The 24020-nt window shown below is 53.3% G+C and carries 20 protein-coding genes; 8 read left to right on the plus strand and 12 right to left on the minus strand.

Annotated features, from left to right (window positions below; all coding sequences use genetic code 11):
* The first annotated feature begins 75 nt into the window (after positions 1–75).
* Positions 76–1122: a hypothetical protein gene (locus C5Y44_RS06930; protein ID WP_105324261.1), complete on the plus strand. Its 1047-nt coding sequence runs from the start codon at positions 76–78 to the stop codon at positions 1120–1122.
* Positions 1123–1217: 95 nt separating this feature from the next.
* Here C5Y44_RS06930 and C5Y44_RS06935 read toward each other — a convergent pair whose 3' ends face one another.
* Entirely contained in the window at positions 1218–2183 is a 966-nt protein-coding gene (locus C5Y44_RS06935; protein ID WP_105324262.1) for a hydrogen peroxide-inducible genes activator, read from the minus strand.
* A gap of 133 nt (positions 2184–2316) precedes the next feature.
* Between C5Y44_RS06935 and C5Y44_RS06940 the strand changes: the two genes are divergently transcribed.
* On the plus strand, positions 2317–2877 hold the full coding sequence (locus C5Y44_RS06940) for a carboxymuconolactone decarboxylase family protein (RefSeq protein ID WP_233189883.1): 561 nt from the start codon (positions 2317–2319) through the stop codon (positions 2875–2877).
* Here C5Y44_RS06940 and C5Y44_RS06945 read toward each other — a convergent pair.
* Entirely contained in the window at positions 2874–5417 is a 2544-nt protein-coding gene (locus C5Y44_RS06945; RefSeq protein ID WP_105324264.1) for an RNA helicase, read from the minus strand. The two genes, C5Y44_RS06940 and C5Y44_RS06945, sit on opposite strands and share 4 nt — an antisense overlap.
* A gap of 26 nt (positions 5418–5443) precedes the next feature.
* The gene (locus tag C5Y44_RS06950) at positions 5444–6418 is read right to left on the minus strand and encodes a proteasome assembly chaperone family protein (RefSeq protein WP_105324265.1); all 975 of its coding nucleotides are present in this window, start codon (positions 6416–6418) and stop codon (positions 5444–5446) included.
* A 268-nt stretch (positions 6419–6686) separates the two neighbouring features.
* Here C5Y44_RS06950 and C5Y44_RS06955 point away from each other — a divergent pair, with 268 nt between their 5' ends.
* Positions 6687–7853 (plus strand): DUF4192 domain-containing protein, encoded by a 1167-nt coding sequence (locus tag C5Y44_RS06955; RefSeq protein ID WP_105324266.1) that lies wholly within the window; start codon positions 6687–6689, stop codon positions 7851–7853.
* A gap of 6 nt (positions 7854–7859) precedes the next feature.
* Here C5Y44_RS06955 and galE read toward each other — a convergent pair whose 3' ends face one another.
* The 6 genes from galE to C5Y44_RS06985 form a co-directional block, all read right to left on the minus strand.
* Positions 7860–8852, minus strand: a complete 993-nt coding sequence (galE, locus tag C5Y44_RS06960) for a UDP-glucose 4-epimerase GalE (protein WP_105324267.1) — start codon at positions 8850–8852, stop codon at positions 7860–7862.
* Between the two features lie 162 nt (positions 8853–9014).
* The gene (locus C5Y44_RS06965) at positions 9015–9695 is read right to left on the minus strand and encodes a metal-dependent transcriptional regulator (RefSeq protein WP_105324268.1); all 681 of its coding nucleotides are present in this window, start codon (positions 9693–9695) and stop codon (positions 9015–9017) included.
* Between the two features lie 322 nt (positions 9696–10017).
* Positions 10018–11022, minus strand: a complete 1005-nt coding sequence (locus tag C5Y44_RS06970; RefSeq protein WP_066841069.1) for a sigma-70 family RNA polymerase sigma factor — start codon at positions 11020–11022, stop codon at positions 10018–10020.
* Between the two features lie 133 nt (positions 11023–11155).
* Positions 11156–11620 (minus strand): D-aminoacyl-tRNA deacylase, encoded by a 465-nt coding sequence (locus C5Y44_RS06975; protein ID WP_105324269.1) that lies wholly within the window; start codon positions 11618–11620, stop codon positions 11156–11158.
* 25 nt (positions 11621–11645) lie between these two features.
* The gene (locus C5Y44_RS06980) at positions 11646–13196 is read right to left on the minus strand and encodes a class I SAM-dependent methyltransferase (protein WP_105324270.1); all 1551 of its coding nucleotides are present in this window, start codon (positions 13194–13196) and stop codon (positions 11646–11648) included.
* Positions 13197–13703 (minus strand): DUF3099 domain-containing protein, encoded by a 507-nt coding sequence (locus tag C5Y44_RS06985; RefSeq protein ID WP_105324271.1) that lies wholly within the window; start codon positions 13701–13703, stop codon positions 13197–13199.
* Positions 13704–13788: 85 nt separating this feature from the next.
* Between C5Y44_RS06985 and C5Y44_RS06990 the strand changes: the two genes are divergently transcribed.
* The 5 genes from C5Y44_RS06990 (at position 13789) to C5Y44_RS07010 (ending at position 19801) form a co-directional block, all read left to right on the plus strand.
* On the plus strand, positions 13789–14040 hold the full coding sequence (locus C5Y44_RS06990; protein ID WP_066797534.1) for a DUF3039 domain-containing protein: 252 nt from the start codon (positions 13789–13791) through the stop codon (positions 14038–14040).
* On the plus strand, positions 14037–15818 hold the full coding sequence (locus tag C5Y44_RS06995) for a DEAD/DEAH box helicase (protein ID WP_105324272.1): 1782 nt from the start codon (positions 14037–14039) through the stop codon (positions 15816–15818). The genes C5Y44_RS06990 and C5Y44_RS06995 overlap by 4 nt, the downstream gene beginning before the upstream one ends.
* A gap of 180 nt (positions 15819–15998) precedes the next feature.
* Entirely contained in the window at positions 15999–16595 is a 597-nt protein-coding gene (locus C5Y44_RS07000) for a DUF4190 domain-containing protein (RefSeq protein WP_105324273.1), read from the plus strand.
* 227 nt (positions 16596–16822) lie between these two features.
* Positions 16823–18544, plus strand: coding sequence for an FUSC family protein (locus C5Y44_RS07005; protein ID WP_105324274.1), 1722 nt, complete (start codon positions 16823–16825; stop codon positions 18542–18544).
* Between the two features lie 75 nt (positions 18545–18619).
* A complete protein-coding gene (locus C5Y44_RS07010; protein ID WP_233189885.1) occupies positions 18620–19801 on the plus strand; it encodes a polysaccharide pyruvyl transferase family protein in 1182 nt (393 codons plus the stop codon).
* On the opposite strand, the gene C5Y44_RS07015 is transcribed toward C5Y44_RS07010, so the two are convergent.
* The 3 genes from C5Y44_RS07015 to C5Y44_RS07025 form a co-directional block, all read right to left on the minus strand.
* Positions 19798–20856, minus strand: a complete 1059-nt coding sequence (locus C5Y44_RS07015) for a biotin/lipoate A/B protein ligase family protein (protein ID WP_105324276.1) — start codon at positions 20854–20856, stop codon at positions 19798–19800. The two genes, C5Y44_RS07010 and C5Y44_RS07015, sit on opposite strands and share 4 nt — an antisense overlap.
* 39 nt (positions 20857–20895) lie before the next feature.
* Positions 20896–22128: a 4-hydroxybenzoate 3-monooxygenase gene (locus tag C5Y44_RS07020; protein ID WP_105324277.1), complete on the minus strand. Its 1233-nt coding sequence runs from the start codon at positions 22126–22128 to the stop codon at positions 20896–20898.
* 433 nt (positions 22129–22561) lie between these two features.
* The gene (locus C5Y44_RS07025; protein ID WP_105324278.1) at positions 22562–23968 is read right to left on the minus strand and encodes an RNA polymerase sigma factor; all 1407 of its coding nucleotides are present in this window, start codon (positions 23966–23968) and stop codon (positions 22562–22564) included.
* Positions 23969–24020: the final 52 nt, after the last annotated feature.

The following is a 24020-nucleotide window of genomic DNA, read 5'->3' on the forward strand; positions in this document are numbered from 1 at the left end:
GGCTGAGGCGGTAGCGTGGGAGGAAAGCGCCGCGCAGGCAACGCAAAAAGACAATCGAGGGAGAAGGAGTAGAAATTGAGCACTCCATATAACGGTGGGAACAATGACCACGGCAATGAGCCTGACGGTAATGGCAATGATGGATTTGGGGAACTGCCGCGCTATGGTGCGACCGATCACCCTGAAGACCAACCTGGGTACGGCAAATCAGAGCCCAACTATTCCTCAGGCTATGACTCCGCCTACGGTACAAATGGCTACAGTGGCGCCCAATTCGGCGGCCCAGGCTATTCCGGACAGCCTGAAAATGCTGCAGGCTATTCCACTAACCTCGTGCAAACCAATGGCCAGCTACAGATTTTTAGCGCCATTGGTTTCGGATTCAAGCGCACATTCTCTAACGGCAAGCTGTGGTTGTTGGGAGCGCTAGCTTTTCTGGCCTTGTCTGTAGTCCTAGGTTTTATTGCCGGTGCTTTCAGCGCACCTGCATCAACGAATGGCAGCATGCAAATCGGGCCGGATATTGCAAGCAATATCGTCGGATTGCTCACCCTGCTGCTGATGCCTTTCCTTTACCGCCTGGCAACCCATGAAGTTGATACCCGCGCGACCGGATGGTCCTCGATTGGCAAAGACGTCCACTACTGGCCAGCAATCGCCATTACCGTAGTGTTGTGGCTAATTAGCATGGTGATCACGTTCCTCTTTATCGACCAAGCAGTCAATGGCTTTATCGCCCAAGTAGAAGCTGCGGGAACAGATGAACAAGCCGTGATCAACGCCGTGAACGAGAATATGGGGAGCTTGCTTGGCCTGTCTGCTCTGTTGCTCTTTGGCACTTTGTTGCTCACCCCGCTGTATCAGTTGATGGTCTGGTATGCCGCTGATGGGCGCGCCGGGTTCGGTCAAGCAATTGTCCAAGGATTTAAAGCAGGCGCTTCGAACTACCTGCGTTTGCTTGGCTTTAACGTAGTCATGGGCATTATTATGTTCTTCATCATTATGGCCACCTTCGGCATCGGCACCATCATTGTGCTGCCGGTATATCTTCTTGCGCAAGCACACGCCTACCGCCAAATTGCCGGCGGACCAGTTCCAGATGATAGCATCGTGCGCCAGTAATAATGATCGAGTAAAAATAGGCGCATAAACAAACGCACTGTGGATTCGACTTCCACAGTGCGTTTTATTTGCACTGCGTGATGAAGATGGTTGGCTTAACCGATTTTTTCTGCCAATACCTTGCGGGAGCGAGCAACTGCTGCCTCAAAGGCCTGGATGACCAGATCACCAAAGTGGCGGAATTCTTCACTACGCGCTGCAGACGCACGGAAGACTAGACCAATTTCACGCTCGGCAATAACGTCATCTCTAAATGTTGCGAGGCTGAGTTTATCGTTGGTGTACTCAGTCGCAATCGCAGATTCTGGCAAGAGAGTAGAGCCGAGACCCCCCAGGACCAACTGGATAATCGTTGTCAACGAAGATGCCCGGGTAATGGAATTTGTGGCATCGGAAGGATTAAGGTCTGCGCGGCGACACAAGTCCATGATCTGGTCACGCAGGCAATGGCCATCATCGAGAAGCAAAAGCTCTAGGTCCTTAATCTGCGCCAAAGTCACATCAGTGTGTCCGGATAGAGGATGTCCCTCTGGAAGTACAATTGAAAAACGCTCACGGTACAAAGGCACAGAGACCAACCCAGAGCCTTCTGCCGGCAAGGCAATAATAGCCATATCCAGCTGCCCGTCACGAAGCTTCTGTGTTAGGTGAGTGGTTTGTTCCTCGACAATGCGAGGCTCAAGATCGGGAAACTGCGTCTTAATATCAGTCAAGATTTGGGGCAAGACATAGGGCGTAACCGTCGGGATCATGCCGATGGTCAACGGGCCCGCGAGTTCTCCATGAGTACCGCGCGCATGCGTGAGGAAGATTTCAGCTGCTTCCAATGTAGCTTTCGCATAAGGCAAAAGACGCTCCCCAGCAGAAGTGACAATGACCTTGCGAGTTGAGCGCTCAATGAGCTGAATTTCGAGTCCTTGCTCAAGCGCGACCAAAGCTTGGGAGAGGGAAGGCTGAGAAATCCTCAGCTTCTGAGCGGCCGTACCAAAGTGCTTATTCTCCGCAATGGTAACGAAGGTCCGCAGCTGCGCCAGGGTAGGACGGTACTCTTTATCGAACATGCCTATAACTCTACACGAGCAGCATATGCAAACTATAAATGCAGGTGCTATTGATAATGGTTTCAACTATATGCAGGTTAAGTGGCCATTAATTTCATACATGTGATTAGTATTAGGTAAAAACTTTTAAGAATTGATAAAGGCGGCGAATACAATGGAAAATCCAGAACTGCGGGATTTAAAGCAAAGAATTCCCCACTATGCCAAAAGCCAACAGCGCAACTTAGAAGTGTTGCTCAATTCTTCGGTGCTCACGCCGCAGCAAAAGTGGGGATGCTTGCTTGTCTCCGCGGCGCTATCCAGAAACGCTTCCTTGCTCAAGACTATAGATGCCCAATCCCAGAAGTTTCTAAGCGATACGGCCAAAGAAGCTGCTCTGGCGTGTATCGCCACAATGACGTTGAACAATTGCGGGTTTAGAACCAAACACTGGTTAGGTACCGACTTTGAAGACTTAAGATTTGGGCTGCGCAACACCGTTGATTTAAAGCCAGGTATTAGCCAGGCAGACTATGAAGTCTGGGCAATCGCAGCTTCCGCAATAAATGGCTGTGAACTGTGCATTCAAGCTCACAGCCACACTGGTCAGGTTGAAGGCCTAAAAATTGAACAAGTATGGGAAGCCGTCAAGATCGCTTCTGTTATTAGCTCGCTTGCGCAAATCTTGCACGTACACGAGGTAATAGATAACTAGTACTCGATTCTTAGCCTGGAGAGGCGAACTTCGCCAGCTTCATCAGAAGCATCCAAATCAACGGTAGCTACCAGCTGATAACCATGATCGCCTGCTGGATCTTTGATAATCTGGCGTACCTCCCAAGCCCTGCCTGAGGTATCTCCCAGTCGGAAGAATTCCTTTCCGCGTGCTTCCGGGCCGGTCTCCATGTCGTCATACTCATCGAAGTAATCATCCAAGGCAGCTCCGAAATCAGGGATGTCCTCGAGATAATCCAGCATCTCTTCCAGACGGTCTTCTTTTTCGAAGGCAAAAAGCTGCACGATGCGGAAGAGATAGTTGCGAACCATGATCGTAAAAGCGCGGCGGTTGGATGTTAATAGCGTTGGGTCCTCGACACCGAAAGCTAGCTCGCGATCGAGTGTTTCTTGAGAAATCGGGGAGTCTTCCCCGGTCATCTCTGCCCACTCATCAACCAGTGAGGAGTCCACTTGGCGGATAAGCTCACCGAGCCAGGTGATGACATCCGATAGCTCCTCGGTCATGTACTCATCCGGAATCGATTGACGCAAGGTCCGCCACGCATCGGTGAGATAGCGCAAGATTACGCCTTCCGAACGGGCCAGCCCATAGCTAGCTACCAGATCGGAGAAAGTCATCGCGCTTTCGAGCATGTCACGAACGACGGACTTAGGCGCTAGCTCAAATTCCTTTACCCACGGATTCGACTCAGCAAAGGTGTCATAGGCTTGCTCTAGCAATTCTTCTAGCGGCTTTGGCCAGGTGATATCTTCCACGATCGCCATGCGTTCGGTGTAGTCAACGCCGTCAGCTTTGAGCGCAGCGATTTCTTCGCCACGACGCTGCGATTGCTGAGCTTGTAAAACCTGGCGTGGATTATCCAGAATCGATTCGAAGACGGAGATGACGTCGAGATAAAAAGTCGGTGACTCCTTATCCAGCAACGACAGTGCAGCGAGTGCGAAAGGCGACAGCGGCTGATTCAACGCAAAGTCACGCGGTAACTCACGCACCAGGTGGTACGGGCGTCCGTAGATATCCAAGCCCTTGGTAGAGCGCTGCACAAGCCCTGCGTTAAGCAAGCCACGGAAGAGGTCCAATGCAGTCAAAATATGCTTGTTTTGCTGCACGCGGGTGTCATGGTTAGTGCGCAGCAAATGTTTCATGTGCTCATAGCCATCACCATGACGGGCTAAGACATTGAGCAGCATGGAGTTAGAGACCCGAAACTGTGAGGTCAATTGCTCAGGCTCTGCATGAATGATGCGATCAAAAGTCTTCTCTGACCACGTCACTGTGCCATCACGCGGGGCCTTCTTCTTGAGCTTTTTCAATTTGGCAGGGTCAGAAGAGAGACGCTGGCGAGCTTTCGCATTTTCAATCTCATGCTCGGGTGCTTCTACAACCACGGTGCCTTCCGTGTCATAGCCTGCACGACCTGCACGACCCGCAATCTGGTGGAACTCGCGGGACTTCAAGATACGTTCGCGACGACCATCGTATTTTGCCAGGCCCGTCATAAGCACGGTGCGGATGGGAACGTTAATACCCACGCCAAGAGTGTCCGTACCGCAGATTACTTTGAGCAGGCCTTTTTGTGCCAGGCGCTCGACCAAACGGCGATATTTAGGCAGCATGCCAGCATGGTGAACACCAATGCCGCGGCGCACCAACTTGGACAAATCCTTGCCAAAAGCGGTGGTGAAACGGAAAGTGCCAATCTCTTCTGCGATGCGCTGCTTTTCTTCCGGAGTTATCAGCCCAGATAGGGAAGTAAGCGCCTGTGCACGCTCGGAAGCCTCGCGCTGAGAGAAGTGCACAATATAAATAGGGGCTTTACCAGCATCCAAAAGCTCTTGCACAGTTTCATGAACCGCCAAGAAGGTATAGGAGAAATCCAATGGAACTGGGCGAGTGGTGCCTCCTACGAAAGTGGTCTCACGACCAGTGCGTTGGGTGAGATCTTTTTCTAGCCACTCGGTATTGCCCAAGGTTGCGGACATTAGCAAAAATTGCGCCTTTGGCAGCTCTAGCAATGGAACTTGCCATGCCCAGCCGCGGTCCGGCTCGGAGTAGTAGTGAAATTCATCCATGACTACCTGATCGATTTTTGCTTCTGCACCATCGCGCAGCGCGATATTGGCAACGATTTCAGCAGTAGCGGCGATAATGGGCGCATTCCCGTTGACCGTGGCATCACCGGTCATCATCCCGACATTCTCGGGGCCAAAGATTTCACACAGGGCAAAGAATTTTTCGCTCACCAAAGCTTTAATCGGCGCGGTATAAAAGGACCGCTGGCCGCGTGCCATCGCAATAAAGTGCGCGGCATTGGCCACCATGGATTTACCGGAGCCAGTCGGAGTTGCCAGGATGACGTTATCGCCGGCTAACAGTGCAAGCGATGCCTCCTCCTGGGCGGGGTAGAGAGAAATCCCTCGCTGATCGGTCCACGAGACAAATGTGTCCCAAACCGCGTCATCAACGAGGGATTCAGGTACTTCTTGCAAGTCAGGCAGCATCTGGGAGAGGTTCACCCGTCCCAGCTTAGCTACGTCCCTTGTTAGAAGTCATCCTCAGGGTCAGAGTCCTTGCCGTCTTCAGACTCATTTTCTAAGAAATCATCCGCGGTGTCTATATCCGCGAGAAAACGTTGGAACTCTGCCCCAAGCTCTTCACCACTTGGCACATGCTGCTCGCCCGGCATGATCGCCTGTGGATGTTCATTGCGGTAACGCTCCATATAAGCGTCATATTGATCCTCTAAGGAGTGAACGACCTGAACAATTTCCTCAGAATCATTGACCTGCTCTTCCAGCTGGACATTAACCCGTTCAATGTCATGCTCTAAGGACTTCAATGGCAGGTTCAGCCCAGCTGCCTCAGATACCGCGTCCAATAGCTGGTGAGTGGCATGAGGATATGGTGACGAAGACAAGTAATGCGGAACATGTGCGGTATATCCAGCGACATTACGGCCACGTTGCGCAAGTTCCTTTTCGATGAATAAGGAAGCAGAACCGGGAACAATCATCTTGGATTCCATACGCACCATGCGTGAAACCAACTCAGCAGAGTTTCCGTGCGCAGTAACTACCAAGGGACGTGTGTGTGGCACGGGCATTGGCGCAGCGTACAGACAGATGGTGTTTTTAACATCAAAGCGCGTTACTAACTCTGCAACGGCCTTGGTAAAAGACTCCCACCGTAGATCCGGCTCGGGTCCAGAAAGCAGCAGAAAAGGCTTGCCTTCAGTGTCCTTGAGTACGCGAATATCTAGATCCAAAGACTCAATTTCCACGGGCTGGTCAATATCAATCGTGACCGCAGGGCGACGGGAGCGATAATCAATGAGCTCATCGCTATTAAATGTTGCTAACGGGCGTGATTCTAAAGCTGCCTTGAGGTGATCAGCGCTGGACTCAACCGAAAGGCCAGCATCGGCATAGCCGTGCATTGCCACTACCAGCGTTGGCCCCTCATCAACCGACGGTGCGGGATATTCCAACTCATACATGCGACGTTCGTTATCTTGCATGATAAACCTCCTCTTACTACCACGTTCAACACACTTAATGGATAAAGTATTCCGGGTATTGCTCCGTGCTAACCGTGGTGGTTGTCCAACTATTCTAGGCTAAAGGCCAACTTTGATGTGTCAGGTTGACGGGGATTCGTCGAAGCGTTGGGCCAAATTGTGGATAACTATGATGACACATCAGCAAAATGGCCAAGTTATCCACAGGTTTTCGATCTCGTGTTGCTTTGCCCTAGTGCGCTTAGAGAAAGTCAGCGAATCTTAAGTCATGACAAACTCTTCAACACTTCGAACCCCTGGACAACTACTAGCAAATATCCCTGGAATCCTCGGATTCTATCCCTCTGACTCTATCGTGTTAATGGCTTTTGAAGAAAGCGACGGCGATCTATCCCTTGGACCAACACTGCGCTTCGACATCGCCGATTTGAGCGCAACCTTGACCAAAGCCTTAACAGCAATCGATCACCACCGCTGCGTGTTCATCATGCCTTTCGTTATCACCTCATCGACTGGATCTGACATCCAACGCATCGCACAGGAAATCTTTAACCATGCAGAGCTTCTAGATATGCCCATCACCGCGCTATGGCACACAGCTGAAATTGCCGACGGTGAACCGTTTGCAGCCATTGAACGTGACCTCAGTGAAATATCAGAAGAACTACGAGAGATTGAAGAAATGCCTAGAGATTGGAAAAACGGACACATTGACCAGGTAGTCAGCGCTGTAACCATGGAACCTTTCATCCGCGAGGGGCGCTTGCCCGGATATGACCGAGACGAAGCACATGCTCCACTGCACCGACGCAACCACATCATTGATGCCGACACTTTGGAGCTGATACAAGGACAAGCACTGCACGCGGCAGCAATAATGCACGATAAAGACAGCCTTGCAAATCCCCGATATGGATATGGACTAGAGGATTTGCTCAAAGAATGCGAGGAGCTGATATTCCAAGCATCCACATATGGCTTTGATGCTGCTGATAGCTGCCTGCACGATCTCGGGCTTTTGGGTTCAGCTGCCATGACGGTGGGCAATACCTATGTCCGTGACCTCACTGCAGCTACCTATTTGGACCATCCGGAAGAGACCGCAGCGATTATGCTTGCTACCTCGCAGTCTTTTAGCGGAGTTATCCGCAATAACGCACTGTGCATGTACGCTGCGGCCCAAATCAAACGCGGCATGCCTATGTATGCCGGCATGGCACTGGGCGCTTCACAAAGTGCGGACCACAACCACTCACTGACATCTTTGATGCTGCAGTGCTATCTCAACGGGCTAGCTACAAACTGCGTGGAGAATATCAACCAAGGAAGCGCCAATGCGCGCAGTCATTACTACCGGAAACTAGCGCAAAGAACGAGGGGTTCGGATAAGAGCGAAGATGAAGCCGGCACCGACAACTTTGACGATGCCGCCTAGCTAGAGCTACTTTGCGATGCGCGAAGCGGAGTGCGCGCGATCACCTAATTGACGGGTGAATTCCCAAGCATCCGCAACAATCGTGTGAAGGTCGGTACGCTGCGGGTTCCAGCCGAGTTCGGACTTGATGCGCTCGGAAGAGGCAATCAAGGTAGCTGGGTCGCCTGCGCGCCGGGGCGCAACTTCGGCTGGAATGGGGTGGCCGGTAACTTCGCGGCAGGTTTCAATAACCTGCTTGACGGAGTAACCGTCACCTGAGCCCAGGTTGAAGATCCGGTGCTCCCCGGGAGCATTAGCTTCCAAAGCGAGCAGGTGGGCATCTGCAAGGTCACGGACATGGATATAGTCGCGCACTGCGGTGCCGTCGATGGTGTCCCAGTCATCGCCAAAGATGAAAATCTTGTCACGGTGTCCCAGAGCTACCTGTAAGACGATGGGGATGAGGTGGGTTTCAATTTCGCGGTTCTCGCCAATGGAGCCATAAGCGCCAGCGACATTGAAGTAGCGTAATGACGTTGCTTTGAAACCATAAGCCTTAGCGTAGGAAGTGATCATGTAGTCAATAGCCAGCTTAGATGCGCCATAAGGATTAGTCGGCTGCGTCGGCATATCTTCGGTGATGGGAACCTGCTCAGGCTCACCATATGTTGCCGCGGTAGAGGAGAAGACTAAGTTATCAACGGAATTCGCGCGCATCGCCTCGAGCAACGTCAAAGTGGTGACGACATTGTGCTGCCAGTACTCTGCCGGCATTTCTACGGATTCGCCAACAAGTGAACGGGCTGCAAAGTGCACGACGCCATCGAAGCCGCCTTGTGCCAGCACCTCTGCTGCCAGATCGGCAACATCGCCCTCGACCAAAGTAGCTGTCGATGGCACTGCCTCGCGGTTGCCGGTCGAAAAATTATCAATAATGGTCACGTCATGACCTGCTTCGAGCAAAGTTGCAGCGCACACGCTGCCAACATAGCCAGCGCCGCCAGTAACTAGTAGTTTCATCTCAGACCTGCCAAGTGTTTGGAAATTCATGAACGTGATCACGCTGCGTAGTTCGCCCACGAGAAAACGTAGGTAGGCGATGCCTAAAATACAGCGCCTTAAAAGCGTTAAAAGGGTTCGAACCTAACTGAAAGGTTCGAACCCTTTTGGGATAGGCGCAGACTAACGCAGAGCCACGCGAATAGCGTGGGCGTAATCGTCTGCCAATTGTACCTGTCCACCCTCAGCGTTGGTGAGAGTGACTACGCCACCTTCTTGGCGAACGGTGACTTCAGCGCCGACATTCATCCCGGCAGAATAGAGGGCTTCGAAAGCATCACCGTCGTACTGGATGATTTCATTAATCTGCGTAATGGTTACTTCAACATCTTCGCCGTGTGGAAGATCAATCGCGCGCTTGTCATCATTAAACGGCGCGGAATTGGCACCCAACTTCTCCAAGCCCGGAATTGGGTTTCCGAATGGGGACAAGGATGGATCATCAATGACTGCAACCACGCGGCGTTCGACGTCCTCACTCATGACGTGCTCCCAGCGGCAGGCCTCTTCGTGTACCTGGTGGATATCGAGCCCCAAGACGTCGGTCAATAAACGCTCCGCAAGACGGTGCTTACGCATCACAGAAGTCGCGTGCTCGCGTCCTTCTGGAGTCAAGTCAAGACTGCGGTCTGGGCGCACGTGCAAAAGTCCGTCGCGCTCCATGCGCGCAACCGTTTGGGATACGGTTGGACCAGATTGCTCGAGACGCTCCGCAATGCGTGCGCGCAAAGGAACAATGCCTTCTTCTTCTAGTTCATAGATAGTGCGCAGATACATCTCAGTGGTATCGACTAAGTCCCTCACGTGGCGACCCTTTCAGCAACAAAGAAAAACAGTTAATTACTTACACACTAGCGCATTTCTCCCGCCAAGACCTTTACGGTGCGCTAAGCGCCCACGGGATAAAAGTTCGCGACTAAGTGCTGTTATTGGAAGTTATGATATGTTTCGGCGGATATAAAAGATTATGTTTTAATTTAGCACAAATTGGCAACTCTGTTCCATTAGCGCAATGCGCTGGGCTTTAAGGAAGGGTTTGCGTTGAAGCAAGAAAAAATCCACCGCCGCAACACTTATGGTGGCGCCGGTGGATAAATCTAACTCAGTGACTTTGAGTTACTTCTAACTACAGTGCGTACTCGCGAAGGCGGTTGGCGCGGTTGCCGTCGCGGAGCTTAGCCATAACCTCACGCTCAATCTGGCGTACCCGCTCACGGGAGAGGCCAAACTTGCGTCCAATCTGGTCTAAAGTGCGGGGGACTCCATCATCTAGGCCATAGCGCAAACGGATGACGTCCTGCTCACGCTGCTCCAAAGTGCCGATGACATCCCGGATATCAGAGTGGCGCATAGACGCAACGACGGCAGTTTCGGCATCAGTTGCTTCGGCATCTTCGATGAAGTCACCCAAAGGTGCTTCTTCATCCGCGCCGACTGGCATGTCCAAAGAGACGGGGTCACGGGACTGGCGAAGAAGCATCTCAATCTTGTTTTCTTCGATGCCGGATTCTTCCGCCAATTCCTCGTTCGTTGCCTCACGGCCAAGTGATTGGTACATCTCCCGCTTGATGCGCGAGAGCTTGTTAACCTGCTCTACCAAGTGGACTGGTAGGCGAATGGTGCGCGACTGGTCTGCCATTCCGCGGGTGATTGCTTGACGAATCCACCAGGTGGCATAAGTCGAGAACTTAAAGCCCTTGGCGTAGTCAAACTTTTCCATCGCGCGAATTAGGCCCAGATTGCCCTCTTGGATAAGGTCCAGCAAAGGCATGCCGCGGCCGGTGTAGCGCTTTGCTAGGGAAACAACCAGACGCAAGTTAGCTTCCAGCAGGTGGGAACGAGCCTTCTTGCCTTCCTTGACTAAAATCTTCATGTCGCGCTTTTCGGCACGAGTGAGCTTTTCTGCGGTGTTGAGCTTATATTCTGCATACAAGCCAATCTCAATGGCTTGGGCAAGCTCAACTTCATCTTCGGCAGAAAGCAGTGCCGTCTTACCAATTCCGTTGAGGTAAACGCGAACTAGGTCAGCGGAAGGGTTGTCATTGGTCTGACCGCGGCGGGAGCCCCGGTCAACTTCCTTTTCATTATTTTCTGAAGCGTCATGGGAATTCTGGGCAGATGCATTGGTCATCGTTGGCCTCCTGAATTTATCGCCGGTTACATAATGTCCAACGGGTGACGCGCGAAATTAGTTCCCGCTAGCAGGAAATGCTTCTTCCCGGCCGGTAAAAGACACCCTGATTGGGGGTAAGGGTAACCTTAGTTTAAGATTCAACGAGCACAGTAAAGGGTCCGTCATTGACGGATGCGACTTTCATCATCGCGCCGAAGCGGCCTTCTTCGACGTGAATATTCCGCGCGCGAAGTTGTTCAATGACTTTGTTGATAACTGGTTCGGCAGCAGGACCTGGGGCAGCATCCGACCAAGAAGGGCGACGTCCTTTGGCGGTACGGCCATAGAGGGTGAATTGGCTAACCACCAACACTGGCGCACCGGTAGATTCCACAGAGGTTTCACCATCAAGGATGCGAAGCTCGGCAATCTTGCGCGCCATAGTGGCGATCTTATTATCCAGCAACGCAGGATCCTGCTCACCAGCGTGGATATCTTCGACCGAGACTCCGATGAGAGCTAGAAGCCCACCGGTCTCCGGCGCATCGAAGGCGCCCACTATTTCTTCATCGACGGTAACGGATGCAGAGATACAACGCGTTAAGACAGCGCGCATAAGAAAAGAACTCCTTGTCGGTTGGCTAGATAACTGGGCCTAATTCGGTGGGGTAGAGGAAACCGTGGCGCACCAAGTCCGTAATAGCGGGCAAGGCAGCACTATAGAGCTCGTCTGCATCATAGTCATTAGCGACGGCATATAGCTCCAGGGTCTCGCGCAGGTTGAGCCCCTGGGGGTTAAGACCTGCGACAATTGCTGCGATGTGCTCATCTACTTCGTGTGTCCAGCGGGGTCCTTCCGTGCGCGTAAGGCGCATCGTTGCGCGGGTAAAGCCGAAGCCGAGTTCTGAATTCGACAGCGCAATATCTTCGCGTGCAACGCCTGGACGCAGTCCGAACTGTTTATCGCCCAGCTCATCGGGCAAAAGATTGCGCAGCCACGCAGAGCGCACGAAGTGCTCTTCAACTTCCGCACCTAAAGCATCTTCGAAAGCCTGCGGAATTTCTTCAGCGGTAACTTCGGACGGCAGGTTGTCATCGATACGCTGCAAGGCGACAAATCCAAAGCCGATGCCGGTGACATTGTGCTCCCGGAAGTGCTCAAGCCAGAGCCGGGCACGTTCGCGGCCTTCATCACTGCGCGGATCGATGGATTCATCTTTAAGCCACGTGGAGACATACAAGGCAGGATCCGCGACGTCACGCTGCAAGACCCAAGCGCTGACACCAGTTTTGGGCAACCACGAAGCAACACGTTGTTGCCACGACTCATCCGGGGTGTGCACCCACGCTGCAAGCAAGTGCGCCGTGCCGCCTGGGGTGAGATGCTCAGCTGCTTGGGAGACCACTAACTCACTGGCGCCATCAAGGTTGAGACCAGAGTCGCGGTAGACATGGCCAACTTCTGGCAGGCCGACCACAAAAGGCGGATTAGCGACAATGCGGTCAAATTTCTCGCCCGCTACTGGCTCAAACCAACTTCCGTGACGAAACTCCACATGCTGTGCCCCCGTCGTGGCAATCGTGGCCTGCGCAAGGGCAAGGGCGCGCTCATGTACATCGGTAGCGACGATGTGCTGTGCGCTGTCGATTTGGCCTAGTAGTTGCACACCAGAGCCGGTGCCCAAATCCAAAACGGACTGCACTGGTGTCGTTGGAGTGGTGCGCAACAGTGAAAGACTCGCGGCGCCCACACCTAATACATGTTCAGGTCCTGGAACATGGTCAACCACAGAGGCATCAACATCCGAAAAGACCCACCGATTAGCGCCATCAATGACATGGGAGCGAATATCAAGCGCGATACGTACAACCCCGCTGGCGTTGGTCTGCGCAATGTTGGCATCGACAAGCTTGGTGGCCAGAACCGAACCTACTGCCTTGGCTAATTCTGTAGCCGGCATGGGCTCATGCAACAAAAATAATCTGATGAGTAAGTCCATCTGGGTGCCCCGGCCGGTCGCAACCTCCACTGCAGCGGGCTCGCCACGGTATAAAGCCTCTGTTGCCTGCGGGCCCAAGTGTGCTGCGATGCCGTGGGTATTGAAACCGGCTTTTTCGAAGACGTCGACTAACTCTGGCGCAAGCACATGCAACGGAATATCGGGATTAAGCGGTGGGCAAAATTCAGTCATCTATTCATCCTTTGAAGAATCTGGAGACGGGGATAAATCATCTGTAGTTTCGGAAGATTGATCACTTTGGTCAGGGGAGTCGGTGACGTGATCAATAATGTCAGATTCTCTCCGCGGGGAGTCAGTGTATTCCAGCTCCGGCTTCTTATTAGCCGCTATTGCCTCCGCCCGAGCTTGCCGAGCCAGTGCCGGCTTATAGGTATTGCGCTCACGCACATCACGCTTTTGGCCCCGGGCATTGGCAAAGACCACCGCAATCCACGGCAAAGGAATGGTAACCGCGGAAATTAACGCAGCGATAATCCACGCGTTATACGAATAAATCAGCCACAAGGAAATCAGCAGCGAAGGCACACGCAGAAACATCAAGATGCCATAACCGATTTCCCGTCGGTGGCGGTCTTGCCCAGGTGATACCTCAGCATCTGTAATCAGCACAGATTCCCTGCGGCGCCACCATGGTTTGGCGGTGGATTGACCCTTGCCTTTACTTCGACCGGAACTCATGGTTTTCAAGCCTAGACCGATCACCTACCCAAATTCGATACGCCCCTACCTGCGGCTTGCTCATTCGGTGGGGTTTTGGGGCAAGATGGAGGGCGTGAGTACGACGACAAAGACTATTGAGAGACCAGACATCCGTGAGGATGTAAGCACTACCGACAATGACACCCCGAAGTTCTTTCACTACGTCAAAAAGAACCAGATTGTGGACTCTGCTGTGTCCGGCAAGATGGTTGTTGCGTTGTGCGGGGAAACTTTCCCGGTGACCAAACAGGCCAAGCCGGGCTCGCCGGTATGCCCCGACTGCGAACGGATTTATAAGGGCCTGCGTCGAAAGTGAGTGCACAAACGTCCAGGAACAAAGGTCAACTACGTGCCTGGCAGCAAGCGGCACTTGATAAATTCTTAGCCACCAAGCCCAAAGACTTCATGGCCGTGGCAACGCCAGGTGCAGGTAAGACTACTTTCGCGCTGCGTGTTGCGACAGAATTGGTAGATTCTCGCACCGTTGAGCGCGTTATCGTAGTAGTGCCAACGGAGCACCTGAAGGTGCAGTGGTCGGCGGCTGCCGCACGGGTTGGCTTGTCACTAGACCCATATTTCACCAACTCGTCTGCCGTTAACCCGTCTTTTGACGGCATCGTGGTCACCTACGCACAGGTGGGCATGCACCCGTTTAAACACCGCGCGGTGACCTCAGCGCGGCGGACTTTGGTGATCTTGGATGAGATCCACCACGCGGGCGATGCAAAAAGCTGGGGCGATGGTGTGCGCGAAGCTTATGACGACGCCGAGCATCGACTAGCGCTAACCGGTACGCCATTTCGTTCCGATGACTCCCAGATTCCTTTCGTGCGCTACGAAGAGGATGGGGAGGGGCACTTAGTATCGCGCTCTGACCACACCTATGACTACGGGCATGCGCTTGCCGATGGCGTCGTGCGCCCGGTGGTCTTTTTGGCCTACTCAGGTGAAGCCCGATGGCGCACTTCTGCCGGTGAAGAATTCGCCGCACGCCTTGGGGATCCGCTCAACCCGGAGCAAACCGCGCGTGCGTGGAAGACCGCGCTGGATCCACGCGGTGACTGGATTCCTTCCGTCCTGCAAGCCGCGCATACGCGCTTGATGCAGATGCGTCGCAATATGCCCGATGCCGGCGGATTGGTTATTGCAACCGATACTGCAACAGCGCGTGCCTATGCCAAGATTTTGAAGGAATTGTCCTCCACACCTGTATCGGTCATTTTGTCCGATGAGCCAGGTTCCTCGGAACGCATTCAGGAATTTTCTGATAGCCGTGATGAGTGGATGGTTGCAGTGCGCATGGTGTCTGAAGGCGTTGACGTTCCCCGCCTTGCCGTCGGTGTTTATGCCACCTCCGCGTCGACTCCGCTGTTTTTCGCACAGGCGATTGGCCGTTTCGTGCGTTCGCGTATGCCCGGTGAAACAGCTTCGGTATTTTTGCCTTCCGTACCCCGGCTATTGGGCCTTGCGGAAAACATGGAAAAATCCCGCGACCACGTCCTGGGTAAACCCGATAGGGAAGATGATGGTTGGGACGAAGACCTTGTAGCCCAAGCTAATAAGGAACAAACCGAACCGGACTTGGAACCGTCTTATGAATCGATTGGTGCTGAGGCGGAGTTTTCATCACTTATCTACGATGGCTCGCAATTTAATACCGCAGCGCTCGATTCCGACGAAGATGCTGACTTCCTCGGCATTCCAGGGCTCTTAGACGCCGACCAAGTCAAAGACTTGCTGCGTAAGAAACAAGCCGAAGAGATGGACGCCCGTGCTGCGAAAGAACGCGAAGAGCGCGCAGCACAAGCAGCCGAAGAACATCGCCGCAAGATTCACGGACTCCCGTCCGCACCTGCTAATCGACGCACAGCCCAGGAACAATCTGAGCAAGAAGGCGATAGCCCCGTTGCCATCGACGAGGTAACCAACCTGCGTAAAGAACTCAACACCATTGTTTCGATTACCGCAGGGCGTACAGGCAGACCGCACGGTGCTATCCACACCGAAGCACGCAAGGCATGTGGTGGACCACCAACCGCGCTATGCAATGCTGACCAGTTGCGCGAAAGAATCGAATACTTACGCAAGTGGTAGGCCAGGGCGCAGGGCGCCGGGCTGAGCGCCATAGGCTGAGCGCCCTCGGCTGCGCGTTAGCGGCTGCTGGCTATGTGGTGCGTGCATTCGGGGGGCGCGCACCACGGCGAAGTTAGGGTTGGCTCAGGTAGAATTTTTAACTAGTTCTATATAGCCAACAACCGTTAAGGATGATCAACTATGTCCAATCCGACGAATAACCCGTACGACTCGGGCAACAACCCTAATCAATACGGGGATCAGCCTTATGGCGATTCACATGGCGGCTCCCTGCCCAGCTATGGGGAATCCACCCACGGAGCGGGGCAAGGCGCAGGCTATCCAGGCGCAGGTTATGCAGGTGCTGGCCCAGGTTCTGGGCCCGGAGCAGGATACAATGAGCAAGGCTCAGGATATGCCGGATACCAGCAGTATCAGAGCTATGATGCAGGACAATCAGGCGGGGCACCGGAGAAGAAGTCGACTCTAGCAGTAGCTGCTTTTGTCCTCGGTATTATTTCCTTGTTGGTAGCCGTGACTGGGTTCGCGATTGTTCCCGGCGTCATTGGCGTGATTTTGGCGATCATCGCTTTTGTCCGCAACCGGAAGAAGGCAAAAGAAGCTCGCCGTACGTGGATGTCAGTGCTGGGACTCATCTTCTCGATCATCGGCATCGTCGCGTCCATCGTTATTTTTGGAGTGATCTTGCTGGCCTTTACGGATCCTGTCGTGCAAGAGTGCATGAATACTGCTGCCAACACAGAAGAGCTTCAAGCCTGCTTGGAATCTTCGCTTTAGAAACCTCAATCACGCGGTGCGTGGTTTAAATTGCGTCATGCAATAATGCAGGGTAAAGCTAGATACTAGGAAATTAAGCTTGCCCGGTATCGCCGAAGCGCTTAGCGCAGAATCAACCAAAAGATTCTGCGCTAAGCGCTTGTTCTGTTAGTGAATTGCCGGGGGCTTCAATGGTGCTTCAATAATTCAATACACAACTCTAAGAAGGATAAGGGGATAAATCAGCAGTGGATGACCTTCAGGGACCAACTCAAAAGAAGTTGACGTTGTCGGATTGGTGGACCGCCTTTATCGCCATTAATTCCACGGCCACGCGGTGGGCAGGTCCCTTGCGCGCAGCCTTAGCAATCCTTATCCCGGGTAGCATCGCTATGCTTACTGGCCATAAGGATGCGATTTTGCTCATCTGTGCCGGTGCCTTCACGGTCATCTACGGCGAAGGCATCGTGTACCGCAAGCGTTGGAAGGTCATGCTAACTGCCGGCGCACAGTTGTGGACCGGTGCCACCGTAGGCGCGTTGGTGGGCGCTTTGGTCTTTGCCCCGGGCCACGGCCACGCGTGGTTATTGCTGACTGCGGTATATGTCGCGGTACTAGGGGCAGGCATTGTCTTTGTTCAAAATGCACTGCGGCTTCCGCCCCCAGGTGGCTTTTTCATCGTCATGGTCACTGGTGGCTCAACCATGCTGGCACGTTCGGGTACGGATCCTTTAGAAGCAGCCTTTTGGCCGTTGACAGCTATTGTTACGGGCCTGATTTTGGGAATGCTTCCGGCGTTGCGTGATCCGCATGGCCCAGAGCGGGCAACCGTTGACACGCTAGAAAGCGCTACCAAGGCTTTCCAAAACGCGAAAGATGATGAAATTGCTCGGCACCACCAAGCCCAGACGGCATTGAACACAGCGTGGACAGCACTTGCAGATGCAGGCATCGTCAACGCAGGCCGTAATGTCATGGCTTCTCAACAAGAGCTCGTTGAGCGCACCTTGAACGCCCAGGAAGCTATCGTAAAACGCAATCAAGCGGGGTCGGGAGCAGATGCTGAAGCTTTCTTTGAAACGGTCAACCTCATTGACCCTGAGCGCACGACTATGCCGCACGCACGGCCTACCGCACGCTACCGAATCTACCGCTCCTTAACGGCAGATAGCCACGCGATGGTTACGGCCAAGAAAGTGCTGATTGCAGCACTCGCCACGGGGGTAGTGGGCATTGCCTTGGGTCTTAATCGCCCCGACTGGGGTGTCATCTCGGCCTTGCTGATTTTGCAAAATGGCCCCGAGAAAGTCCCTGGCACCATTCGCGGCACCCACCGTGTGCTGGGCTCGATTTTAGGACTTGTGGTCTTCTCGATGTTTTACTTCTTCGGAGTTGAAGGCTGGTCATTGCTTGCTGCACTAGCGTTGTGTCAGTTCTTTGCTGAAGTGATGGTCGTTAAGAACTATGCGCTGTGTGTGATTTTCTCGACGCCTTTGGCGCTATTAATGGGTGGAATTTCCGAACCTTTAGGCAGCCTTATTGTCTCCCGTGGTATGGAAATTGGGCTTTCAGTCGTCTTTGCCTTCATCGTGCTGTGGTTTTTCAGCAATGGTTCCAAAGAACGTGAGAATAAGCGCCTGCAGCAGCGTGCCTACCAGTCCATGTCCACCGTCTTGGGCAGTTTGCTCACGGGAACTCCGGATGAGGCTTTGGTTCAGCGCCGCGATCTCCAGTACGAGCTCTTATCTGAGCGTCGGTCAATCCAAAGCTTGGCGATGGATCACCCGGAACAAGCACAGCAGCAATGGGCTAAACACCGTGCTATCCAGCACGCAGGTTATCAAATCCTGGACTATTGCTCACTGAGCCCAAATACCATGATGGAATACGGGGCTTTAGGCACACTTATTGAATCCGTGCGCCAGGTTGCGCCGAAGGACGCTGGCCCGCAGGAACGTCCTCAAAAGTAAGGCACTTAGGGTTGACTTAGAAATTCAAGTAAGTCATTACAGCCTTCGCAACGACGCTGTGCAACGATGGTAAACATGCCTGAAACGATTTATCTTGTCGCGCCCGCGGGGCACCCTAATTTCGGTGATGAATTCATTGTTTCCGCCTGGTTGCGCGAGCTTTATCGCAGGCGTCCGCACGCGCGGGTGATCTTGGACTGCCATAGCCCAGGAATCGCATCCATCTTGCACGCTAATGTGCACCCGCACCTGACGGTGACAGATACTTTGTGGCATCTCGGGCTCCAGTGCGCCGACGAAGATGAAGTAGTCGAAGCGCTGAAAAATACTTACTCCAAGCCGCTTCTTACCACCGGGCTAAACCTTGCTAAGACCGCTGATATCGTGCATGTTATCGGTGGCGGCTGGCTCAATGACACCTGGCCACATCACTTGAAGGTTTTGGCCGCCGCCGCGAGCTTAAACGCGAAGCATAAAGTGATGACGGGGCAAGGGTTTATTCCTGGCGATGAGATCAAAGACCAGCTGGATAAGTGGCTGCAATACTTCGATCACGTGGAGGTGCGTGATGTGCCTTCAGAGGCGCTTTTTGCCAACCTTGCCCACGTGGAGCGTGGTTTAGATGATGCGTGGTTAGCTGCCTCAGATCCGGCGGCAGGGCATGGCCTGGGGTGGGGTAATGCAGATGCGCGTGAGCGCGACTTCGTCGTGATTGCGCAATCCGATCTATTGGGCATTGAAGTTGATGAGCTCGCACGCAGGATTATTCGCCAGCTCAAGCACTTAGGCGCTACCGGCGACAATATTGCTTATGTGGAATGTATTCCCGAATATGACCACAAGGTCCTAGACCTGTTGCGCGAATTTGATCCAGAGCTGATGGAACACGTGCGGGTGGTGGCCTTTGATGAACTATGGGCTTTTGGTTTGCCGACCAGGGAAGGTCAAACTTGGATTTCCACGCGCTTTCACCCACATCTGGTGGCAGCAGCAAGAGGGGTTTCAGGAATCGCGGTATCCGCGCATGCCGGAATGTACTACACCGTCAAGCATGCCTCAGTGGGGTCAGCATGGACGATTACTGACTTATATGAACCGGTAACTCCAGGTGGTCCACTAACCACGCAGCACGTCGAACAAAACTACGAAGACGCACAGCAGGTCGCAGAAAAGATCTACCCAAAGACCTCAAGCCAGCAATTCAAGCAAAGCCTCAAGGCCATTGGGCGCTCAGCCAAACGCCGGATTAGGAGTTAGGGGACGCGCTTTGTCCACCCTTCAGTCGCGTATTTCTCATCCACCAAGGTCTTGGCAGCGTGTAAATCGGAGTCACTGAGTTCTGCCTCTTCGGCGCCATAGCGGCTAGAAAATACCGACTTGAGGGTATCGATGAGCTGCTCACGCGAAGCACCGGTTTGCCGGCGCAGTGGGTCCACGCGCTTTTTCGCGCTGCGCAAACCTTTATCGGAGATCTTCACCTTGCCGATGCGCAGGACTTGCATCATCATATCGGCGTCAATGTCATAAGACATGGTCACGTGGTGCAAGACGGCACCGCCACGGCGCTTTTGGGCAGCACCACCAATTTTGCCGCCGGTAGAGGTGATGTCATTAATTGGCACATACCACGCATCCACGCCGTGTTCTTTCAATGCTGCCAGCACCCAGCGATCTAGATATTCATAGGATTGTTCGTAGCTTAGCCCGGCTACTAGTGTTTCAGGGGCATAGAGGGAGTAGGTGATGCAGTTGCCACCTTCCATAAACATTGCACCGCCGCCAGACATGCGGCGTACCACGGTGACCCCGTGTTCTTCGACTCCTTCGGGGTGGAGCTCGTTGACATAGGACTGGAAGCTACCGATGACAGTCGCGCGGTCTTCCCAGTCCCAGATACGCATGGTGGGTTTGCGCTTGCCGCTCGCCACTTGTTCCAAAAGCAATTCGTCCAGAGCAACATTGACCGGGGTGGGCAATACGCCCGGGTGCACAATTTCCCACTCGAAATCAGTAAAATCCTGGGCACCTGTGACAGCACGACGCACGGCTAGCGCTACATCGCTAGTTTGAAAGCCTTGCAGCTCAGCATGGTTGAATGCTGCAAGAGCAGCGTCCATCTTTGCTTGTAGCCGCTCCGCAGAATCGCTTGTCGATGCCCCCTCCAGCGCCCGGCTTAAAGCAAAAAATGCCTCATCTGGCTCAATGAAGAAATCTCCGGAAATTTTCACGTTTGTGATGGTGTCACCGTCGGTATCGACATCGACAACGACGAGTTTTCCGCCCGGTACTTTTAGTTCAAAATGTTGGCTCATGCTCCCCACACTAGTGAAGTTTGCGGAGCAAGAGAGTTCTTAAAAAGAATCGATGGACGGGAAATCCCAGCCGACATACTGCTGCGCAAGCAACTGGCGCCCAGCATCGGTGGTGACAACAGTCGATAGTTCTGCGAGCCGGCGATTGGTTTGGAACTGGGTAGACATCTCGTCTGCACCTGGCACGGAATGCAGCATTGAAGACATCCAGTAACTAAAATGCTGTGTCTTCCACACACGCGGCAGCGCAAGCTTAGAGTAGTCATCTAGCGCTGAAGTATCGGATTTCTTCACAGCGTGAGCTAGTCGTGGGGCAAGTGCACAAATATCGGCCATGGCCAGATTAAGGCCCTTCGCACCGGTTGGCGGCACCGTGTGTGCTGCATCGCCTGCGATAAACAGGCGCCCGTGCTGCATCGGGTCGGTGACTGCGGAGCGGAAACGCAAGACTGCCTTATCAGTAATCTCGCCTTCAGCGACAGTGACAGCATCTGAATCGGCGCGCAGGTGCAGCTGTTCCCAAATCCGCTCATCCGGCCACATATCTGGTGTATCTTCTGGATCGCACTGCAGATAATAGCGCTGGACATGTTCGCTCCGCGTGGAAATGAGAGCAAAACCTGCAGGGTGGGTCGCATAAATCAGCTCTGGTGCGGTCTGTGGAGCATTGACCATGATTCCAAACCACGCAAATGGATACTCATGTTTCATGCGCAGTCCTCCTGCGCCGGTGATGAGCTTGCGAGTCAAAGACTTTGAACCATCAGTGCCGATCACAAAATCGGCACTGATTACTCCAGAAGTGCCATTCGCGGCTTGGTAGTGCACCTTCGGATTGTCTGTTTCGTGATCATCGATAGCCGTTACTTCGGTATTGAACCAAATTTCCCCGTCATCGCTTAAGCGTTGGGCAATAAGGTCAATGAGTACTTCATGCTGTGGATAGACAGCGACTTGATTGCCGGTGTACTTTGCAAAATCGATGCGATGACTTTCTCCAGCAATAGAAATTGAAATGCCTTCATCGATTTCTGCCTCCCGGTCAAGGCGTTCGCCGACGCCGGTCTTGCGCAAAAGGTCGATGGTGCCTTGCTCCAAAATGCCCGCGCGTACCGTCGACTCAACCTCTAAGCGGGATTGCTTTTCCAGTACTACAGATTCGACACCCTGTAAATGCAGCAAATGCGAAAGCATGAGTCCTGCAGGTCCTGCTCCAACGATTGCTACCGGAGTATGAAGGTGATCGGGAGCGGCCTGGGTGCGCAATTTCATGCCTCTTTTCAGGATAAGACGATGGGGGATTGTCACTAGGGTAGCAGTAGTGGTTACCTGGATAACTGCTCCAACGCGCAGTGAGGAGGGTAATAATCTGCTGCTTTAAAATACCTGCACGTCGCTAAATCCTCGGGCGACACCCGGAGATCTAAAAGATCAAGAAAGCTAAACACGTACCTGAAATGGTTGGCACGGGGATTATGAATATGTCATACTCGTAATTGTCAGCGCGTGGCCCCCGGGATTTCACCCCCGATTGTTCCGGCGCGAGCCCCCTGACACGGAGACGCTAGGCCAACCCCCCGAGCCTGGTGTCTCCACTTATTTACAGTGGAATGTTTCGGCCACAAGGTCGCGAATTAGAACGAGAAAAATGGGGTTGTTTCACCGAAGCGAAAACAACCCCATTACTAAGCCATAAGCTTGAGATCTAGTCTAGGTAATCCCGTAGCACCTGAGAGCGCGATGGGTGGCGCAGCTTAGACATCGTCTTCGACTCAATCTGGCGAATACGTTCGCGAGTAACACCGTAGACTTGACCGATTTCGTCTAAAGTACGCGGCATACCATCGGTAAGGCCGAAGCGCAGGCGAACCACGCCAGCTTCACGCTCAGACAACGTGGTCAAGACATCCTGCAGTTGGTCTTGCAGCAAGGTAAAGGAAACGGCATCGACTGCGATGACTGCCTCGGAGTCTTCAATGAAGTCACCGAGCTGTGAGTCACCTTCGTCACCAATGGTCTGGTCCAAAGAGATTGGCTCACGAGCATATTGCTGGATTTCCAGCACCTTCTCCTCGGTGATATCCATTTCCTTAGCCAACTCCTGAGGAGTGGGCTCGCGACCCAGATCCTGCAGCAGCTCACGCTGGATACGGCCGAGCTTGTTGATGACTTCGACCATGTGTACTGGAATACGAATGGTACGAGCCTGGTCAGCCATAGCGCGGGTAATAGCCTGGCGAATCCACCAAGTAGCGTAAGTAGAGAACTTGTAGCCCTTGGTGTAGTCGAACTTCTCAACCGCACGGATAAGGCCCAAGTTGCCTTCTTGGATCAGATCCAAGAAGGCCATGCCGCGGCCGGTGTAGCGCTTCGCCAAGGAAACAACCAAACGCAGGTTGGCTTCCAAGAGGTGATTTTTAGCCTTGCGGCCATCACGAGCGATCCAGCGTAGGTCACGCTTTTGAGCAGGAGACAACTTCGCGGCAGCGTCACCTTCTGCGATCAGACGTTCCATTTCGTCTAAACGGTGCTGTGCATAGAGGCCGGCCTCGATGCGCTCAGCAAGAGAAACCTCTTGCTCTGCGTTAAGCAGCGCAACCTTACCAATTTGCTTGAGATAAGCACGAACAGAGTCAGCAGAAGCGGTGAGCTGTGCGTCCTTGCGCGCTTGGCGCAGGGTGGCGGACTCATCCTCATCCCAGACGCTGGCGCCAGCATCCTCTTCTTCCTCTTCGTCCTCGTCTTCTTCGAGGTCTTCGCCGGGCTCGCCGAATTCATCCTCATCCGCTGCATTCGGATCGAAGTCGACTTCAGCCTGATCTTCGTCCTCGGTAGCGTCGACGTCCTGGTCTTCTAATGCTTCCTCATCGTTAGATTCTGCAGAAGCCTCAGCAGGGGAAGTTGCCTTTTTAGCAGCAGACTTCCGGACAGTCTTTTTCGCTGCTGTTTTCTTAGCGGTTTTCTTCGCTGTCTTTTTGGCCGTTTTCTTCGCCGTCTTCTTAGCGGTCTTCTTGGCCGTTTTCTTCGCGGTCTTTTTGGCAGGGGCCTTTACTGCAGGAGTCTCCTCTGCGCCCTCGCCGAAAGCCTGGTCTGAAGATTCAGTGGCTGCCACGTACGCCCTTTCGCCTAGACATGATTTGTTTGAAACTTAACACGCATCAGTA

This window comes from Corynebacterium sp. J010B-136 (assembly GCF_002967075.1).
In the GTDB taxonomy this organism is placed as follows: domain Bacteria; phylum Actinomycetota; class Actinomycetes; order Mycobacteriales; family Mycobacteriaceae; genus Corynebacterium.

Coding starts and splice junctions, on each gene's coding strand:
- C5Y44_RS06985 (WP_105324271.1), bottom strand. CDS start 13,703: ATGAGTTCCGGTCGAAGTAAAGGCAAGGGTCAATCCACCGCCAAACCA.
- C5Y44_RS07020 (WP_105324277.1), bottom strand. CDS start 22,128: ATGAAATTGCGCACCCAGGCCGCTCCCGATCACCTTCATACTCCGGTA.
- C5Y44_RS06955 (WP_105324266.1), top strand. CDS start 6,687: ATGACAAACTCTTCAACACTTCGAACCCCTGGACAACTACTAGCAAAT.
- C5Y44_RS06980 (WP_105324270.1), bottom strand. CDS start 13,196: ATGACTGAATTTTGCCCACCGCTTAATCCCGATATTCCGTTGCATGTG.
- C5Y44_RS06935 (WP_105324262.1), bottom strand. CDS start 2,183: ATGTTCGATAAAGAGTACCGTCCTACCCTGGCGCAGCTGCGGACCTTC.
- galE (WP_105324267.1), bottom strand. CDS start 8,852: ATGAAACTACTAGTTACTGGCGGCGCTGGCTATGTTGGCAGCGTGTGC.
- C5Y44_RS06970 (WP_066841069.1), bottom strand. CDS start 11,022: ATGACCAATGCATCTGCCCAGAATTCCCATGACGCTTCAGAAAATAAT.
- C5Y44_RS06975 (WP_105324269.1), bottom strand. CDS start 11,620: ATGCGCGCTGTCTTAACGCGTTGTATCTCTGCATCCGTTACCGTCGAT.
- C5Y44_RS07000 (WP_105324273.1), top strand. CDS start 15,999: ATGTCCAATCCGACGAATAACCCGTACGACTCGGGCAACAACCCTAAT.
- C5Y44_RS07010 (WP_233189885.1), top strand. CDS start 18,620: ATGCCTGAAACGATTTATCTTGTCGCGCCCGCGGGGCACCCTAATTTC.
- C5Y44_RS06950 (WP_105324265.1), bottom strand. CDS start 6,418: ATGCAAGATAACGAACGTCGCATGTATGAGTTGGAATATCCCGCACCG.
- C5Y44_RS07015 (WP_105324276.1), bottom strand. CDS start 20,856: ATGAGCCAACATTTTGAACTAAAAGTACCGGGCGGAAAACTCGTCGTT.
- C5Y44_RS06990 (WP_066797534.1), top strand. CDS start 13,789: ATGGAGGGCGTGAGTACGACGACAAAGACTATTGAGAGACCAGACATC.